Here is a 17216-nt window from a genome sequence, read left to right as displayed (position 1 = left end):
TGGGAAACGAGGAGGGAGAGACGCTGATGGACACAGGCCCCGTGCCGCACGGGCGACGCGACGCCCGTACGGTGGCCGACTTCGCCCGCCGATTCTGGCAGGACCTCCTGCACGTCCCCGACGTCGACGACGACGCACACTTCTTCGCGCTCGGTGGCCACTCGATGCTCGCCACCCGTCTGATGTCCCGCATGCGCAAGGCACTTGACGCCGATCTGCCCGCCGGACTCATCTTCGATCATCCGGTCTTCGCCGACTTCGTCACTCGAACGATCGCCGCGCTCGGCGAGGACTCGGCCCCCGCCGACGAACGGCCGCGCACCTCGGGCCGCGTCACAGGTCCGGTGTCGCCCCAGCAGGAGCGGCTGCTGCGCATCGAGGATGCCCTCGGGCCCTCACCGGTCCACAGCATCGTCGTGCCCGTCGCCCTGGATTCGCCCGTCGACGGCGCTGCCCTGCGGCTCGCGCTGCACGCGTTGCTCACTCGGCACGGCGCGCTGCGCCTGGCCTTCCCCACGCCCGACGGAGGCGGCGCACACCAGCAGGTGATCGTTCCACCTTGGGCGCCCGCCGACGTCGAACTGGTGGAGCGGGACATGCCCGTGAGCATCGAAGGGCAGGCCGAGGACGCGGCCATCCTCAAGGACGTACGCCTCGCGCACCTCAAGCCGTTCGACCTCATGCGGGGCAACCTGCTGCGCGCCCAGCTGTTCCGCCGCCGTCATGCGGCCGACCTGCTCGTGCTGCATCTCCACCACCTGGCCGTCGACGGCGTGTCACAAACGGTCCTCCTCGACGACCTCGCCGAGGCCTACACGCAGTTGGTCACCGAAGGCCGTGTCCACATGGACAACAGCGACGCCCTCACCCACATCGACTACGCCCTGCACCGCGGAGGCCGACAGGGTGACATGGCGGCCGACTCCCGCCGCCACTGGACGCGCGTGGCTCGTGATCTCGCAGCAGACCTGGCCGCCGCCGCGGAACCCGCTCCGCGCGGCATGCGGTATGTGCGCCGCGGTGCCGAACTGGACACCTCCGTGCTGCACGGGCTGCACGCATGGGCCGGCACCGAGGGCGCCACCGACTTCGTCGTGGCGACCGCCGCCGTCGCCACCGCACTTGCCGCTCTCCTGGGCCGCCGGCACGTCGGCATCGGCACCCTGCTCGACAACCGAGCGCACGCCGCCCACGAGCGCACCGTCGGGCCCTTCGCGAACAGCACACTGCTCGCCGTACCGGTGCCCGATGGCGCGACACCGCGCGACATCGTGCGGGCCACGCAGGCCCAGCTCGCCGAGGCTCGCCGGTGCGCCGACAGCCCACTGGACGACCTGCTCGGGCCACCCTGCGCCGCAGTGGGGCTGTGCCCCGACGACCTGGTGGACGCGGTGGTCGCCTTCGACCGGCCATACCGGGCCCCCGCCGAATCCGCCCTGCGGATGTCGCCGCTGTACGACCACGGAGACCTCCTGGTGCCCTCCGCGCTCGGCCCGCGGCTGAGCGTCACCCTGTTCGCCCACGACACCGGAACACTGAGGATCACCGTCGAACACACGGAAGATCCCGCAGACCCCCAGAGGCCGGACGCGGTCCTGAGCGCCCTCGTGGACACCCTGCGACTGTTCGCCGAAGCGCCTGACGCGACCGTCGCACCGTCCCCTGCGGCGGTGCCGCGATGAATGCCACCGCACCCGCTCGGCTACGCACCCCGGACGGCATCGTCGAAGTCGCCTCCGACGCACTCGACCGGCCGGTCGTGACCGCGCCCAGTTGGACGGCCGCCGCGTTCGGCCTCGGATGGACGGTCGCCCGACACCGCCGCGAACAAATGGACTTCATGCGACGCCGCAGCCACGGACGGCTCGCCGAAGTACTCGGTCCTCAAGCCGTGCAGGCCGACGTGCGGCAGCGCGTCTTGGGGCTCGCGCACGTCGCCCGCGCCTGCTGGGAATTGCTGCCCATGTCGCAGCGGCACACTCTGCGGGCGTACGCGGACGGCGTCAACGCCGCCGCACCGAACGGCCCGGGCGGTGCGTGGACACCGGTGGACTGCATCGCGGTCACACAGGGGGTGTTCCAAGCGCTCTCGTCGGACGGACAGGACGTCCGCATGGTCGAGGTGATGCGACGGACGCTGCCAGCGGCCGTCGTGGACTTCCTGCTCGACCCGCAGGACGAGTTCGCCGTCGGCATCGACGGCACGGTGCCCGATGTGTGCCGATCCGCCCTGCCGGTCGCCGAGTTGAAGGCTCTCATGGCCGAACCGCCCGGCCCTGCCGGACCGTTGGTGGTCTCGGACGGCCGCCCGATCGGCAGCAACGCCTGGGCCGTCACCGACGGAGACACCGCCGTCCTCGCCAACGACATGCACCTGGAGCTGACCAGCCCGTCGCTGATGTACGCCGCCCGGCTCGTCGTCGGGGACACCGGTGTCACCGGCGTGACCGTACCCGGCCTGCCCGCGATCGTCGCCGGTACCAACGGTCGAATCGCCTGGGGATTCACCCGGCTCCCGGCCGACACCTGCGAGTTGCGGGAGCTGACCCCGGGCAGCACCCCCGGCACATATCGGCACGAGGGCCGCGACCGGCCTTTCACCGTCCGGCGGGAACGCGTCAGCGTCATGGGCGGTGACGACGTCGAGGTGGAAGTACGCGAGACCCGGTGGGGCCCGGTCGTCGACCAACTGCGCGGCCGACCGCTGGTGTTGAGCGCGAACCTCACCGACCCCACGGCACTCGACTTCGCCCTCGTCGGACTGTACGAGAGCGCGAACGTCGCCGCGGCGGCCGACCTGCTGAACGACTGCGGCATGCCTCCCCTGAACGCCGTTCTCGCGGACACGGCGGCCGACGTCGCCTGGACCGTGACGGGCCGCCATCCGAGGCGTGCGGGGGGACCACGCGGCTTCTCCGACTCGGAACGGGACCCGTGGCCGACGCCACGCCTCGCCCCCCACGAGCTGCCGCGGCTGGTGACACCACCGAGCGGACACGTGATCAGCTGCAACAACGGGGACGCGGCCGGTCGAACCGCGGGCCTCGGCTGGAACTTCTTCCCCGGCACCCGGTCCCGCCGCGCCGCCGCGGCGCTCGCCGCGGGCGGACCCCACGACGAGGCTCGCTGCGGCGCGCTGCAACTCGATGTGGACGCCGAGCTGTACGCGTACTACCGCGACCTGGCGCTTCGATACACGCCCGAGCGCGCTCCCGTGCCGCTGCGCGCTCTGCGCGACGAGGTCCTGGCCTGGCGCGGCACCTCGCACCACGACGAGTACGGTCTCGCCCTGCTCGTGTTGTTCCGGGAACTGCTGCGCGAGGAGCTGTTCGCCGCCCTGACCCGTCCCTGCCGGCGGTACGACGAGGCCTTCACCTACTGCTACAACGGCCACGAACGGCCTCTGCGTCGACTCCTCGACGCCTTGGCCGCGGACATGGTGCCGAAGCCTTGGCCCGGGCCGGCCGCGTTGGTGGTGGGCATGCTCGGCAGCGCCAAGACACTGCTGACCAAGCGCACCGGCAGCGCCGAGCCCACCCGTTGGGGGAGCGTGAACGCCCTCGCGCCGACACCCCTGGGCGGTGCGCCGGTCCACGGCGGCCCGCCGGGAGGCCACGCGGGTGAACGCGGCGTCGGACTGTCCGGTTGCCCGGAGAGCCTGCGGGTCACACAACCCGACTTCGGCGCGGCCATGCGCCTGGTCGTCGCACCTGCCCGTCCCGAGGACGGTCTGCTGACCATCCCTGGAAGCCCCGCCGGCACCGGCCCCGTAGACCTCGACCACATCGCCCGTTGGACACAGGGCAAGACGCACCCCCTGCCGATGCGCGAGGACACGCCGTACGGCGACGGCGTACGCGGGCCTGGGTCGCTCCGCACCCCGACAGGGAGGACCCTGTGAACACCGCACCGCTCGGATCGTCCCTTCGCACGCTGAGCGATGTCCTGCGCCACTCCGCCCGACAGTTCGTCGAACGCCCGGCGTTGTCCGCGGGCCCTGTGCGCCTGACCTATGCCGAGCTCGACCGATGTGTCGACGCCTTGGCCGCCAGAGTGCGTGCGGTGGGGATCCGGCCCGGTGACCGGGTCGGCCTGAGCGTGGCCCGCGGGCCCTTGGCCCTGGTGGCGTCCGCGGCCCTGATGCGCGCCGGCTGCGCCTACGTCCCCCTCGACGCCGCGCATCCGTCCCGGCGGCTGCGCCACATCGTCGACAACGCCGGGCTGCACGTGGTCGTCTGCGACGAGTCCGGTCGTGCCGCACCCGACATCGCGGCGCTGACCATGCTGCACGTCGACGGCGACGACCTGATCCCCGGGCCTTTCGCCGGTGCCGCCGCCGACGACACCGTGCCCGGATCGGGGTCCGTCGCGTACGTGATGTATACCTCCGGCTCCACCGGCGTGCCCAAGGGCGTGGAGGTGACCCACGCCAACGTCCTCGCGATGCTCGCCGGCGCCCTGCCGCTGTTCGACTTCGCCGACCGCGAGGTGTGGCCCCTGCAACACGCCCACGGATTCGACGTCAGCGTGTGGGAGATGTGGGCGGCGGTGGCCATCGGCGCCACCTTGGTCGCGGTTCCACGCGCCGCCCAACAGGACCCCGAATCCCTGGCCGAGCTGCTGCTGCGCCACCGGGTGACACGACTCCACATCGTGCCCAGCGTCTTCCACCACCTCGCCGAAGTCGTGGAGGAGGAGGCGGTGAACCTGCCGCTGCGCAATGTCACCTTCTGCGGCGAGGCACTCAACTACCGGGCCATCCAGTCCTGGACGCGATCCCAGCCCGGACCGCAGCCCGCATGGTGCAACGTCTACGGCATCACCGAGACCACGGTCTACAACACGTTCAAGCGGTTGACGGCCGAGGAAGTGACCCGGGCCGCATCGGCCACCCCCATCGGCACGGCCTACGACCACAGCCCGGCCGTCGTCCTGGACGAGGAACTGAGGCCGGTCGCGCCTGGCCGCACCGGGGAGATCCTCATCGGCGGCAGCCAGGTGGCACGCGGCTATGTCGACATGCCCGAACTGACCGCCGAGCGCTTCCTCCAGCTGCCCGACAGACCGGGCCGCTGGTATCGCACCGGAGACCTCGCCCACACGGACGAGGCCGGGCAACTGCACTACGTCGGACGCCAAGACGACCAGGTCAAGATCCGAGGCTTCCGGATCGAGTTGGGCGAGATCGACCACGCCCTGCGGGCCGTGCCCTGGATCGGCGACGCGGCCGCGGTCGTCCAGAGCACGGCGCGAGGGGAACCGGCCCTGGCCGCGTGCGTCGTCGTCACCGAGCAGGCCGCCGACCTCCGGGACGCTGCGGACGACAGGCAAAACGAGGCGCTCCTGGACCGGCTGCGCAAGGAGTTGGCCGCCGTACTGCCGGATCACATGCTCCCCGGACGCGTCGTCTGCCTGGACCGGCTGCCGCTGAACACCAACGGCAAGACGGACCGGCGCGCCCTGGCGGAAGACCTTTCGCGAAGGAGCTGACGATGGAAGACAACGCACCGCTGTCGTTCGGTCAGGAAGCGCTCTGGCTCGCCGAGGAACTCGTTCCCGGCCTGTCGGCGTACGTGATGCTCGCCGGCTGGGAGCTGACCGGCCCGCTCGACCCACAAGCCCTGCAGCGGGCGTTGACCGCGCTCGTCGACCGGCACGAGTTGCTGCGATCCGCACTGGTCCCGGTGGACGGACGACCCGAGCAGGTGATCCGTGGCTGCGCGCCCTTCGAGCTGCGGCGCGTCGATCTGCGCGACCGGGACGGACAGGAGCAGGACAACGCCATCGCCGGCGACCTGGCAGGACTGTTGGAGAAGCCGTTCGACCTGTCGTCCCCGCCCTTGCTGCGCGGCGTGCTGTTCCGGCTCGCAGCAAGGCGGCACACCTTGGTGCTGGTGACGCACCACATCGTCTGGGACGGCGACTCGGACGTCCTGCTGCGGCGAGAACTGTCCGAACTGTACGCCGCGGAGGTCCAGGGAAGGCGGCCCCAACTGCCCGAACTCACCGCGCAGTACGCGGACTTCGCCTGGTGGCAGCGCGAGGAGGCGTCCCCCGCCCTGGAGGCCTCCGTCGAGCACTGGGCGCAACGGCTGCGGGATGTGCGCGCGCCGGAACTGCCCACCGACCGGCCAAGGCCCGCTCTGCGCCGCTTCACGGCGGCCTTCTGCCAGATCCCGATCCCCGCTGCCGCGGTCCGTGGTGTGACGAAGTTGGCCCGCACCGCCTCGGTCTCCCCGTTCGTGGTCCACCTGGCCGTCTTCGACGTCCTGTTGGCACGGTGGGCGGACGAGCCTCGGGCTGTGGTCGGCACGCCGCTGGCGGGGCGGGGCGAGCCGGAGCTCGAGAACCTGCTGGGCTACTTCGTCAATTCCGTGGTCCTGGTCGCGGACTGCGACCCGGGGTTGACCCTGTCCGAACTGCTCGTCGCGGTCCGCACGGACCTTTCGAGCGCGTTCGAGCACGGGGACGCTCCCTTCCACCACGTCGTCGACCGGATCAACCCGGCGCGCGACAGCAGTCGCCACCCGCTGTATCAAGTCGCCTTCCAGTACGTGCCCGAAAGCGAGCCTCTGCGTCTGATCGGCGTGGACGTGACGGAGGTGAGCGAGCGGTTGCTGCACCGCAGCGAGGTCACCACCGAGTTCGACCTCCTGGCCGAGGTGCGGGAGGAGGCGGACGGGCAACACATCCTGAACCTGCGCTATGCCACGGACCTGTTCGACGCCACTACCATGGACGGCGTCGCCCGGGCTTATGTCGAGATACTGGACGCCGCCGTCGCGACTCCCGACTCGACTCTCGCCCGGCTCGCCGAGGCGGCGATGTCGCTGCCCGCCGCGGGGACGAAGCCATCGAGGCGCCCGGAGAACGTGCCGCACCGCGTGCCGTCGAGCGATGCCACGCCTTCGGTCGCGCCGCGCACGGAACTGCACGGCCGCATCGCGGCCGTGTGGGCGGAGGTCCTGGGTCTGCCGGAGGTCGACTGCTCGGCCAACTTCTTCGCCATGGGCGGCAGTTCACTCCTGGGTGCGCAGCTCGTACGCCGGCTCAGCGCGGAACTGGGTCTGAACCTCGAGCTGATCGATCTTTTCGACAGCGAGTCGGTGGACGGCCTTGTGGAATTCCTCGGGACGGCGAGATGAGGAACAGCCAGGCGCTCGCCCGCATCGGGCCGGTGTCGGCGGCCCGCCTGGGCGGCGCCACACGACCCGGTTCGCTCGACGCGGCCGGGATGACCACGACACATGGAGGACTGTGATGAGCAACCCGTTCGACGACACCGACGGCACCTACCTCGTCCTGTGCAACGAGGAGGGGCAGCACTCGCTGTGGCCCGCGGACCTCGACGTGCCGAAGGGCTGGAGCACGGTGCACGGGCCGGCGGGGCACGCGTCGTGTGTGGAGTACGTCGAGGAGCAGTGGGTGGACATGCGTCCGCGCAGTCTCGCCGCGGCCATGGACCAACCGGCGCGGTGACTGAGCGGCGTGGGGTGCGGGCCGCCCAGGTGACCACCGCCGCAGTCAGAAGGCGGAGATCGTGCCGGGCGCCCGCTCGCTCCGGCTGAGCGCCCGGACCAGGGCAATCGGCCCGTGCCGGCGCATCGCGAGCCGCGACAGGAGAGCGATCGTCTCCTCGTAGTACGCGGTTGGCAGTTCGGGGGTCGGCACGCCGACGCTCACCGCCACATCGTCGCAGTGGACCACCACCTCGACCAGGCGGGTCAGCAGGAAGTCGTCGAGCGTCAGGCTCCACATACCGGGCAGGTCGACGACCCGATCCGCGGGCTGCGCGGGGATGGCCCGATTCAGCCGGCTCACGGCGCCGGACACGCGCTCTGCCAGACTCTCGGGGCCGTCGGCCGCCGCCTTCTTGCCCCGCTCGCGGATCGCGAGATGCTCCCCACTCTGAGGGTCCGCGTCCAGCCAGTCGTCGCCGGTGTAGTGATCGAGGAGAGGGATGGGGTGCGCGCCGCCGGCAGGGGCGGCGAGCAGCGGCTCGACGAGCACGATGTTGCGCGCGAGATGGCCGCACAGGCCGGCGACGCGGTACCCGGGAAGGACGCTTGGCTCGTTCCATGCGGCGGCCACGGACGGACGGCCCATGAGATCGGCGGCGGCCGCGGCCCCCTGCAGATACGCCTCTCTGATCATGCGGAGAGTGTAAGGCGATTCGGTGGCGGCCAGGCTTTGGTCGGCCGATTTCAGTGGGCTGCCGTGTGGGTGGGGTAGTTGATGGAGTCCCAGCTGTGCGCGTTGAGTTGGCCGTGCATGGCACGGGAATAGGTGAGCCTGGTCGCGGGTTCCGGGGCGGCTTGTAGGTCTTCGCGCAGGCGGGTTGTGCATATGTCGTACCAGCGGCGAACCTGATTGAGCTGCCCGAGCTGAGCATGCGTGTACATCAGCATGCGATAGCTCTCCTCGCGGTATGGCTCGATTTCAAGGATCCGACGGCAATAGCGCATCACCGAGAGTGGATCGTCTTCCACAAGACTGGTTTCGGCCAACCGCTGGAGAACATAGAGGAATCGACTTCGGAGCCATTCCCTGTGGACATTGGCCCATTCCATGGGGGATCCTGCCAGGAAGTCCCCCCCGTACAGTTCGGCGGCCGCCCGGTAGTGTTGGCTCGCCTCGCGATGGGCCCCGGCCGACTCGGCACGGTGTCCTTGGTCGACCAGGTCGTCGAAGACCTCGGAGTCCACCCAGACCCCCCTGGCCTGCAAGGTGTAGCCGGTCTGGCGAGTGACCAGGCGCAGCGACGGCGAGCTCGTCTCCTCGGACGGTGCTTGGCAGTTGGCCAGAACTCTTCGCAGGGTGTGCACCGCCACTTTGAGTGAACTCGAATTCGCCGACCAGTAGGATCCCGGCCACAGCGACTCGTGGAGTGTTTCCCGCGAGACAACTTGCCCTTGGCGCAGTAACAGGAACTGGAAGAGATCGCGGGCCTTGCCCGCCTTCCATCGCTGGATGGGTTTCCCGTGAATGGCCAGTTCGAAACTTCCGAGGGTGTAAACCGAGATCGCGTGATCCATCGAGCGCAAGACTCCTCATGGGGGGACGAGAGTGGGGGGAGCTGATGGTCTCGGATGAAAGCGGACGTGGAAATTCGGCGAGGATGTCCGTGTAGTGACCAGGCGTGGAATTGGGAAGCTCGTACGAGTCGGCGACCGAAGTGAGGTTACGCATGTGTCCATGTCAAATGCAAGGATCTATAACAGGGCAGGGCTTGATCAAGTTCCATGGGTGTCCTGGTTGTAGGTGATGCCCAGGATCCGGAGGGCTCGTTCAGGTTCGTCGCGGATGGTCCGGGTGGTCTTGGCGATGTTGCCGGCTTCGAGGCCTTGAAGGCGTCGATGGCGAGGTTGCGGAAGGCGGCCATGGCGCGGGGTGCGGAAGGCGGCCATGGCGCGGGGTGCGGTGCCGGTGTGGACGGTGGAGGAGTCCTCGGCGAAGGTGACGTTCTGATGTGGTGGCTGGAGTTTTCCACTCCCCAGTGCCCGCGGATGGCTGCGGCGAGGTCGGCTGGGCTGGTCTGGTGGGCATCGAGGCTGGTCACGCTGTAGATGCTCTCGCGGGTCTCGCGTTTGCCGGTGAGCCTTCGGTGGCGGTGGACGCACAGGGCGAGTTTCGCGTGCGCGAAGGCGATGCCGCCGAGGCGGTCCGCGATCGAGCAGGTCTTGATCGCGCGCGATTCCCGCCGGCCGTGCCCGGTGCCGGAGTGGGTGTGCGCCTTGCCGTCCACCGCGATGACCCGCAGGCCCGCCGGGGCGGTGGCCACGCGGTGCCGGTCGGCGAGGTAGGCCCCACCGCTGCGTCCAGGGCGTCGCCGGCAATGGCCCCGAGCACGCGCCCGATCGTCGCCGGTGACGGGGTACGCCGCCAGCGCAGCGGGTGCCGGCGCACCCCGAGGGCCGCCACCGGCGAGTGCGAGGGTTGCGCTCCCCATTCAACGAGGATGCAGCAGCAGGCACGGGACCTTCTAGTGATCATCAAGCGTAGACAGGTGACGCCATCCGGCCCAATGGCGAAATCTCGCGGGGCGCCGGGCGCGTAACTCCCGTACAACCGGCCCCGCGTACGGTCCATCCGTTCCCGGCACCGCGCCCGGGAAGGCGACGGATTCGTCCGTGGGCCCCGACCGAACTGCGGGGGTGTGCATCGCATGGCCGGCCTCGACTGCGTGGTCATCGGCTACAACGAGGGAAACTTCGACGACTATCGGGTCATGAGTGAACGGGCGGGCCCCAGTTCACCGGAGTCCCAGATCTTCCGTAAGGAGCATCTGGTCGTCGACGGGCGACCGATGCCGTGGATGGACGCCTTCAGCACCCTGCGCAATCGCGTCACCGGACGGCACGACCGCTATCACGTCGGAGAGGTCTTCAACCTCGCGGCGCTGTATCTGACCAGCTTTCTTCGCCGGCGCGGCGTGAGCGCCGAACCGGTGTCGCTCTACAGCGGCGAGCGCGATCGACTCGCGGACCTGCTGGCGCAGCGGCCCACGGTGGTGGCGGTCACCACCACGTTCTACGTCAACATCCTTCCGGTCGTGCCCATCGTGGAGTTCATCCGGGAGCACTCGCCCGACAGCCACATCGTGATCGGCGGCCCCCTCGTCGACAACCTGTGCCTGAACGGCATCACCGGCACCGTCCAAGACCTCTTCGACGCGATGGGTGCCGACTCGTACGTGCAGGAATCACAAGGAGAGACCACCCTCGCGAGGCTCGCCCTGGCCCTCAAGGAAGGGCGGGACATCTCCGCCGTCGACAACGTCATCCACTGCACGGACGGCATGTGGCAACTGACCCGGCGCCGTCCGGAGAGCAACGATCTCGACGACAGCTCCATCGACTGGTCGGGCTTCTCCCCGGAACTGATAGGTGTCACCGCCCAGTTGCGCACCGCCCGAAGCTGCGCCTTCAAGTGCAGCTTCTGCGACTACCCCTCAAGGGCCGGTGCGTTGGCGGCGGCGTCCGTGGACACCGTGCGCAAGGAGCTGCGCGCCATGGCGGAACTCGGTGTCAAGAACATCGTGTTCGTCGACGACACCTTCAACGTACCGCCCAAGCGGTTCAAGGAAATCTGCCGCATGATGATCGAGGAGGACCTCGGGCTGCGGTGGTACTCCTACTTCCGATGCTCCAACGCCCGGGACGAGGAAGCGTTCGACCTGGCCGCCGAGAGCGGCTGCTCCGGGGTGTTCCTGGGAATCGAATCCGGCGACACCGAGATTCTCGCCAACATGCACAAGCTCGCTCAGGACAGCCAGTACCGCGTCGGGCTCGAACGGCTCAACGAACGTGACATCACCACCTTCGCCTCCATCATCGTCGGGTTTCCCGGTGAGAACGCCCGCACGGTGAGCAACACCGTCGACTTCCTCAACGAGACGAAGCCGACCTTCTGGAGGGCGCAGGCCTGGTGGGCCAACCCCCGCTCGCCCGTCTACCAGAACAAGGAGGCGCTCGGCATCGAGGGCGAGGGCTACAGCTGGAGCCACGCCACGATGACCTCGAGCGAGGCGGCCGACCTGACCGATTCCATGTTCGACAGGGTCACCGGCTCCACCTGGCTCCCGCTGTACGACTTCGACTTCTGGTCGCTGCCCTACCTCGCGGGCAAAGGCGTCGGCGTCGGCGAGCTGACCCCGATCCTGCAGCTCTCCGAGCAGATCATGCGCGTCCGCGACACCGGCGGATCGGACGGCACCTCCCAACTGCGTTCGCTGGAGCGGCAGTTCGCAGCCGCCGTGGGCGCGCTCGACTCGGCACCGGCTCGCTTTCGCTTCTGAACCATCCACGCCGACCCGGGCCACCTTCGGAAAGGAGTGCGAGCATCATGACTGATTCGGCGTCCGTTGCCGCGACGGTCGACCAGGTCCCCTCCGCGTACTCCCCACCGCCTGGAACGCAGCCCCGGACACAGCCGGACAACCGGGCTTCCTTGCACGAGCGGTTCGAGGCATGCGTGGTCCGCTTCCCGGACCGTACCGCCGTCGTCGCGGAGGACGGACGCCTCTCCTTCGCCGAACTCGACCGCCGATCCGATGCCGTCGCCGCCGCCCTCGCGGCCCGCGGCGCGGGCCCCGAGACCGTGGTCGGACTGTGTCTGGGCCGCGGCACGGGACTCGTCGTCGGGCTGCTCGGCATCCTGAAGTCGGGCGCCGCCTATCTCCCGCTCGACCCCGCCCACCCGAGTGAACGGCTCTCCTACACGCTCAGGGACAGCGGGGCGCTCCTCGTCCTGGTGGACTCCACCACGGTGGGCCGCCTGCCCACGGGGTCGGATGCACGGGCGCTGCGCGTGGAGCGGCTCTCCGTGCCCTCCACGACCTCCGGGGATCTGCGGGCGCTCCCGCAGCACCCCGCCGGCCTCGCGTACACGCTCTACACCTCGGGCTCGACGGGGCGCCCCAAGAGCGTGGCCGTCCAACACGGATCCCTGCCCCGACTGTTGGACGCCCTGGAGCGCGGCATGCTCACGGGAACGCCCCCGGGCCGCGTGGGCTGGAACGCGAGCATCTCCTTCGACGCGTCCGTCCAGCAGTGGCTGCGGCTGTTCCGCGGCGACACCCTCGTCCTGCTGGGCGAGAAGACCCGATCGGACCCGGCGGAACTCGCCGCCGCCATCGACGCCCACTCCCTGACCGACCTGGACATCACTCCCTCCCACCTCGCGCCGCTCCTCGACCACTTCAGCCCCGCCCCAGGCCGCACCCCCCTGCGGTTGCTCATCGGAGGCGAGGCCATCGTCCCCTCCCTGTGGACCAGGCTGCGCGACCTGGCCGCCGCCGGCGGGGTGATCCCCGTGAACCTGTACGGCCCCACGGAGTGCACGGTCGACGCGACTTCCGCGCCCGTGGCCGACGCGCCGCAGCCACACATCGGAGCCCCGCTCCCCGGCGTACGGGTGTACGTCCTCGACGCCCTGCTGCGGCCGGTGCGTCAGGGCGAGACCGGCGAGATATACGTGGCCGGCACGGGAGTTGCCCGCGGCTACCACGCCCGGGCCGGCCTGACCGCCCGGCGTTTCGTCGCCGACCCGTTCGCCGCGGACGGCTCGCGCATGTACCGCACAGGCGATGTGGCCCGGCCGGGACCGGATGGGCTGGAGTACCTCGGGCGCACCGACGGGCAGGTCAAGCTGCGGGGCTACCGCATCGAACTCGGCGAGATCGAGGGCGTGTTGTCCCGGGAGACGGACGCCCACCAGGTGATCGCCTCGGTGCGGGACGACTGTCCGGGCGGGCGCGGTATCGCCGTCCACTACGTCCCCGGTCGCGGGGGGCCCGGCGCGGCCGAACTGCACCGTGTCGCCCGCGCACATCTGCCGCCCTACATGATCCCGTCCGCGATCGTGCCCGTGGATCGCATCCCCACCACCGCCGCGGGCAAGGCCGACCGAGCCGCGCTGCCACCACCCGCGGACCACGGCCTTGACCCCGAACGCGAGCGTCCGGACCATGTCCCGCCGCAGAGCGCCACCGAGATCATGCTCGCCGAAGTGTGGTCGGACGTCCTCGGTGTCCGGCCCGTCGGCGCGACGGACGACTTCTTCCAACTCGGCGGCCAGTCGCTGTTGGCCATCCGCCTGGCCGGACGGCTGCGTCGCGCACGGGGCCGGCGAGTCCCCCTGGTCGCCGTGTTCGAGAACCCACGCCTGCGCGACCTGGCCGCCTACCTGGACCGATCCGGGGCCGGTGGCGAGGGGCCGACGGGGCCCGACGAGCGACCCGACCCCCGTGCCCGAGCAGGTGAACGATGAGGGAGACCCGGTTGACACGCACATCGACCCCGCTCGACCTCGTCGGAGCGATACGGGCGCGCGCCGAGCGAGAGGGCACAGCCGTCGCGCTGTCCTGGCTCACCGACCTCAAGGACCGCACCGACTCACGCACGTGTGCCGAACTCGACGACGCGGCGGCCGCGGTGGCCGCCGCGCTGCTCGCCGAAGCCGCCCCAGGCGACCGCGTCCTGCTGGTCCAGCCGCCCGGACTCGACTTCGTCACCTCATTCGTCGGCTGCCTGTACGCCGGATGCGTCCCGGTCCCCGTGTACCCCCTGCTCGACACCGCGGAGGACCGCGCCAAGGTACGCCGCATCCAGCAGGACAGCGGTTCCCGGGTGACCTGGACCTCCGACGCGGGCATGGCCGAGTACGTGGCGGATGCGCTCGCCACCCCGGCGTTGTGGCGCACCGGCGAGGACCGATATGTCCCGAGCGAGTCCCCGGCCCCCGACACGCTGGCCTTCCTGCAGTACACCTCGGGCTCCACCGCCGAACCGCGCGGCGTCATGGTGACGCACGGCAATCTCACGGCGAACCTGACCGCCATCCGCGACGCGTTCCGGCACACCGCGGACAGCGTCGTGCTGAGCTGGCTGCCCGCGTATCACGACATGGGCCTGATCGGAAACATCCTTCACCCCCTGCACACCGGGTGCCACGCCTACCTGGCCTCGCCGATCGACTTCATCCGCAACCCGACGGCATGGCCCGCCGCCGTGCACACGTACGGGGTGACCACCAGCGGCGCCCCCGACTTCGCGTACGAACTCGTGGCCCGCACCGTCGACCGCGACGGACTGCCCGCCGGCCTCGATCTCAGCGGCTGGCGGACCGCCTACAGCGGTGCCGAACCCGTATCCACCAACACGCTCCGCCGCTTCGCCGAGGCGCTCGCCCCGGCAGGGTTCAGGGACGACGCTTTCGTTCCTTGCTACGGGCTGGCGGAATCCACGTTGTTGGTGACCTCGGTGCCCGTGGGCGCGGGCGCGAGCACCCGCATCTGCCGTGAGGGGGAGGAAGTCGTCACCTGTGGAGTGCCGCGTGACTGCGAGGTCGCCGTCGGCGGGGCGGACGGCACGCCGCTGCCCGCGGGGGAAGTGGGGGAGATCCTGGTGCACGGGCCGGCCGTCGCGGCCGGGTACTGGAATCGGCCCGACCTGACCTCCGAGGTGTTCGCCGCGAACGTCAGCGGCAGCGACAAGAAGTGGCTGCGCACCGGTGACCTCGGCTTTCTCCAGGACGGCGAACTCCACGTCACGGGCCGCATCAAGGACGTCATCATCGTTCGGGGCCGCAATCACCACCCCCAGGACATCGAACGGCTCGTCGTCGACCTCTGCCCCGCGGTGCGCCCCGGTTGCGTTGCCGCGTTCGCCGCACCGGACGACCAGGGCGTGGTGATCGTCGCGGAACTGCGCCCGGGACAAAGCCTGACCGACGACGACCGGGCGCGGATCGCCGGTGCCATCGCCACGTCCTTCGGCCTGGCCCCGCACGAGATCGTCGGGGTGCCCCGAGGCACTGTGCCCAAGACCACCAGCGGCAAGCTGAGACGCGGCGAGTGCCGCACCCGGTACCTGGCGGGTGACTACGCCGACCACCGCTTCGACCACGGCCGGGGCCCCACTCCGGGCGACACGGCCCCCACAGCCGCTGTACGCCGGGCCGTGCGGGAGGTGCTCGGCACGGGTGTCGGCGACGATCGGCCGCTCACCCTGCACGGCCTCGACTCGCTGGGCGCCGTACGGCTGACGGAACTGATCGCGCGCCACGCCGGCGTGGACATCCCCGTCCGCGACCTCTTGGAAGGCGCCACCGTCGCGGGCCTGATGGAGCGGGTCGGCACCGCCGAACCGGCGCCGGTCCGGGCAGGCGACGAGGCCTCCGGCGCGCTGTCCAAGGCTCAGGAATCCCTGCTGTTCCTGCACATGCTCGCCCCCGACAGCGACGCCTACACCATCTCCTTCGCCTGCGAGCCCGGTCCGGGCACCGACCACGATCTGTTCGAACAGGCCCTGCGCACGGCCCTGGAGCACCAACCGGAGCTGCACGTCCGCTTCACGTCGTCCGGGGCCGACGGACGCCGAGAACCCGTGTCCACCCGGCGCATGCGCGATGCCCTCGCCCTGACGCCGGTGCCCGTCGCCGAGGACAGGCTGGCGCAGCAGCTGTCCGAGGCGGCCGCGCTGCCCTTTGACCCCGAGCAAGGACCACTGCTGCGCCTGTATCGGTGGCAGACCCCGACGCGGCGTGTCTACCAGGTCGTGGTGCATCACTTGGTCACCGATCTGTGGTCGCTGTCCTTGGTGCTCCGTGACCTCGGATCCGCCTACTCCGCCCTGATCGCCGGGCGCCCGGTGCGCCTGCCCGAGCCGGGGTCGTACGACGCGTACGTGCGAGAACAACGGGCCTACCTCGACTCCGAGGAAGCCGGCGAGCGCGACGCCTTCCTGCGCGAGGTGCTGCCACGCCGCGCCGCGTCGCTCGGCGTGCGCACCGACTTCCCCCGCACCGCCGTCCGCGGCAGCCGGGGTGCCCGGGTCGAGGCGCGGGTGCCCGCCCCTGCCGTCCCCGGGCCGGCGGGTCAGGACCCGGTCAGCCTCCTGGCCGTGTTGTGGGCCGCCACCTTGCGGCGCTACGGCACGCCGGCGCCCGTTGTGGTGGGTGTGCCGGTGACCGGCCGCACCGGCGGGCGCCACGGGGCCATCGGCGGTTTGTGCACGAACACGGTCCCCCTGGCCCTCGACGTCGAGCCGGACCGGCTCCTGGAACCGTTGGTCGCCGCAGCCCGCGCCCAGCTCACCGCCGGCATGGACGCCGGTCTGTATCCGCTGGCCCGCGCCGTTGAGGCCGTCCGTCCCGACCGCGAACCCGGCCGCACACCGCTGGTCGAGACGCTCATCACCTACCAGGAGAACCCACTGCCGGACGTGAGGGGCCTGCTGGAGGCACTGTCCGGCAGCGAGACCGAACTCGCCCTTGACACACTCGTGTTGAGAACCGTCCCCATCGAGAGGCGTAGCTGCCGCTACGACCTGGACCTGGTGGTCACGCCCGGTCCCGAAGGTCTCCACCTCACGCTGGACTACGCCGCCGACCTGTTCACCGAACGGACCGCCCGTGCGGTGCTCGACACGTTCTGCGCGGCACTCGCCGCGTCGGAGCGGACCTACGGGGCGCGGCTCGCCGACCTCACCGTCCTGTCCGACCACGACGCCGCACTCCTCGAACGCATCGGACGGTGCGCGACCCCGCCCTTGGAGCCTTCGCTGCTTCAGCGGGTCAGGGCGGTGGCCGAGCACACACCCGGTGCGCCCGCGATCCAGGGGCCCCACCAGGTGTGGAGCCACGCCGAGTTCACCCGGCAGGTCGAACGGGTCGCCCACGCGCTGCGCCTCGTCGACGACGGAAGGAGCTGACCG

Annotated in this window: 11 protein-coding genes; 8 read left to right on the top strand and 3 right to left on the bottom strand. The window is 70.4% G+C overall.

Features of this window, described 5'->3' with window-relative positions; all coding sequences use genetic code 11:
• Positions 1-26 precede the first annotated feature (26 nt).
• From SAVERM_RS04745 to SAVERM_RS04725, 5 genes are all read left to right on the top strand, one after another.
• Positions 27-1682 (top strand): condensation domain-containing protein, encoded by a 1656-nt coding sequence (locus SAVERM_RS04745; RefSeq protein ID WP_010982293.1) that lies wholly within the window; start codon positions 27-29, stop codon positions 1680-1682.
• Positions 1679-3901: a penicillin acylase family protein gene (locus tag SAVERM_RS04740; RefSeq protein WP_010982292.1), complete on the top strand. Its 2223-nt coding sequence runs from the start codon at positions 1679-1681 to the stop codon at positions 3899-3901. Before SAVERM_RS04745 ends, SAVERM_RS04740 begins: the two co-directional genes overlap by 4 nt.
• The gene (locus SAVERM_RS04735) at positions 3898-5490 is read left to right on the top strand and encodes an amino acid adenylation domain-containing protein (RefSeq protein ID WP_010982291.1); all 1593 of its coding nucleotides are present in this window, start codon (positions 3898-3900) and stop codon (positions 5488-5490) included. The genes SAVERM_RS04740 and SAVERM_RS04735 overlap by 4 nt, the downstream gene beginning before the upstream one ends.
• 2 nt (positions 5491-5492) lie before the next feature.
• The gene (locus SAVERM_RS04730) at positions 5493-7145 is read left to right on the top strand and encodes a condensation domain-containing protein (protein ID WP_010982290.1); all 1653 of its coding nucleotides are present in this window, start codon (positions 5493-5495) and stop codon (positions 7143-7145) included.
• Positions 7146-7260: 115 nt separating this feature from the next.
• Entirely contained in the window at positions 7261-7479 is a 219-nt protein-coding gene (locus SAVERM_RS04725; protein WP_010982289.1) for an MbtH family protein, read from the top strand.
• A 45-nt stretch (positions 7480-7524) separates the two neighbouring features.
• On the opposite strand, the gene SAVERM_RS04720 is transcribed toward SAVERM_RS04725, so the two are convergent.
• The 3 genes from SAVERM_RS04720 to SAVERM_RS43030 all read right to left on the bottom strand — a co-directional run bounded on the left by SAVERM_RS04720 (position 7525) and on the right by SAVERM_RS43030 (position 9781).
• A complete protein-coding gene (locus SAVERM_RS04720) occupies positions 7525-8154 on the bottom strand; it encodes a maleylpyruvate isomerase N-terminal domain-containing protein (protein WP_037650673.1) in 630 nt (209 codons plus the stop codon).
• Between the two features lie 50 nt (positions 8155-8204).
• Positions 8205-9035 (bottom strand): AfsR/SARP family transcriptional regulator, encoded by an 831-nt coding sequence (locus SAVERM_RS04715; RefSeq protein ID WP_048894533.1) that lies wholly within the window; start codon positions 9033-9035, stop codon positions 8205-8207.
• Between the two features lie 146 nt (positions 9036-9181).
• Complete coding sequence (locus tag SAVERM_RS43030; protein WP_162604337.1) at positions 9182-9781, bottom strand: hypothetical protein; 600 nt, start codon at positions 9779-9781, stop codon at positions 9182-9184.
• A 384-nt stretch (positions 9782-10165) separates the two neighbouring features.
• Here SAVERM_RS43030 and SAVERM_RS04700 point away from each other — a divergent pair, with 384 nt between their 5' ends.
• The 3 genes from SAVERM_RS04700 to SAVERM_RS04690 are packed head-to-tail and all read left to right on the top strand — an operon-like array spanning position 10166 to position 17213.
• The gene (locus tag SAVERM_RS04700) at positions 10166-11797 is read left to right on the top strand and encodes a PhpK family radical SAM P-methyltransferase (RefSeq protein ID WP_010982287.1); all 1632 of its coding nucleotides are present in this window, start codon (positions 10166-10168) and stop codon (positions 11795-11797) included.
• A 47-nt stretch (positions 11798-11844) separates the two neighbouring features.
• Positions 11845-13770 carry a non-ribosomal peptide synthetase gene (locus SAVERM_RS04695; RefSeq protein WP_010982286.1) on the top strand — a complete coding sequence of 642 codons (1926 nt, stop codon included), beginning with the start codon at positions 11845-11847 and terminating at the stop codon, positions 13768-13770.
• An 11-nt stretch (positions 13771-13781) separates the two neighbouring features.
• The gene (locus SAVERM_RS04690; protein ID WP_037650664.1) at positions 13782-17213 is read left to right on the top strand and encodes an AMP-binding protein; all 3432 of its coding nucleotides are present in this window, start codon (positions 13782-13784) and stop codon (positions 17211-17213) included.
• The last annotated feature ends 3 nt before the right edge of the window (positions 17214-17216 follow it).

This window comes from Streptomyces avermitilis MA-4680 = NBRC 14893 (assembly GCF_000009765.2).
GTDB lineage: Bacteria > Actinomycetota > Actinomycetes > Streptomycetales > Streptomycetaceae > Streptomyces > Streptomyces avermitilis.
The sequence above is the reverse complement of the archived record's forward strand: the minus strand, read 5'-3'. Positions and strand labels throughout refer to the sequence as shown.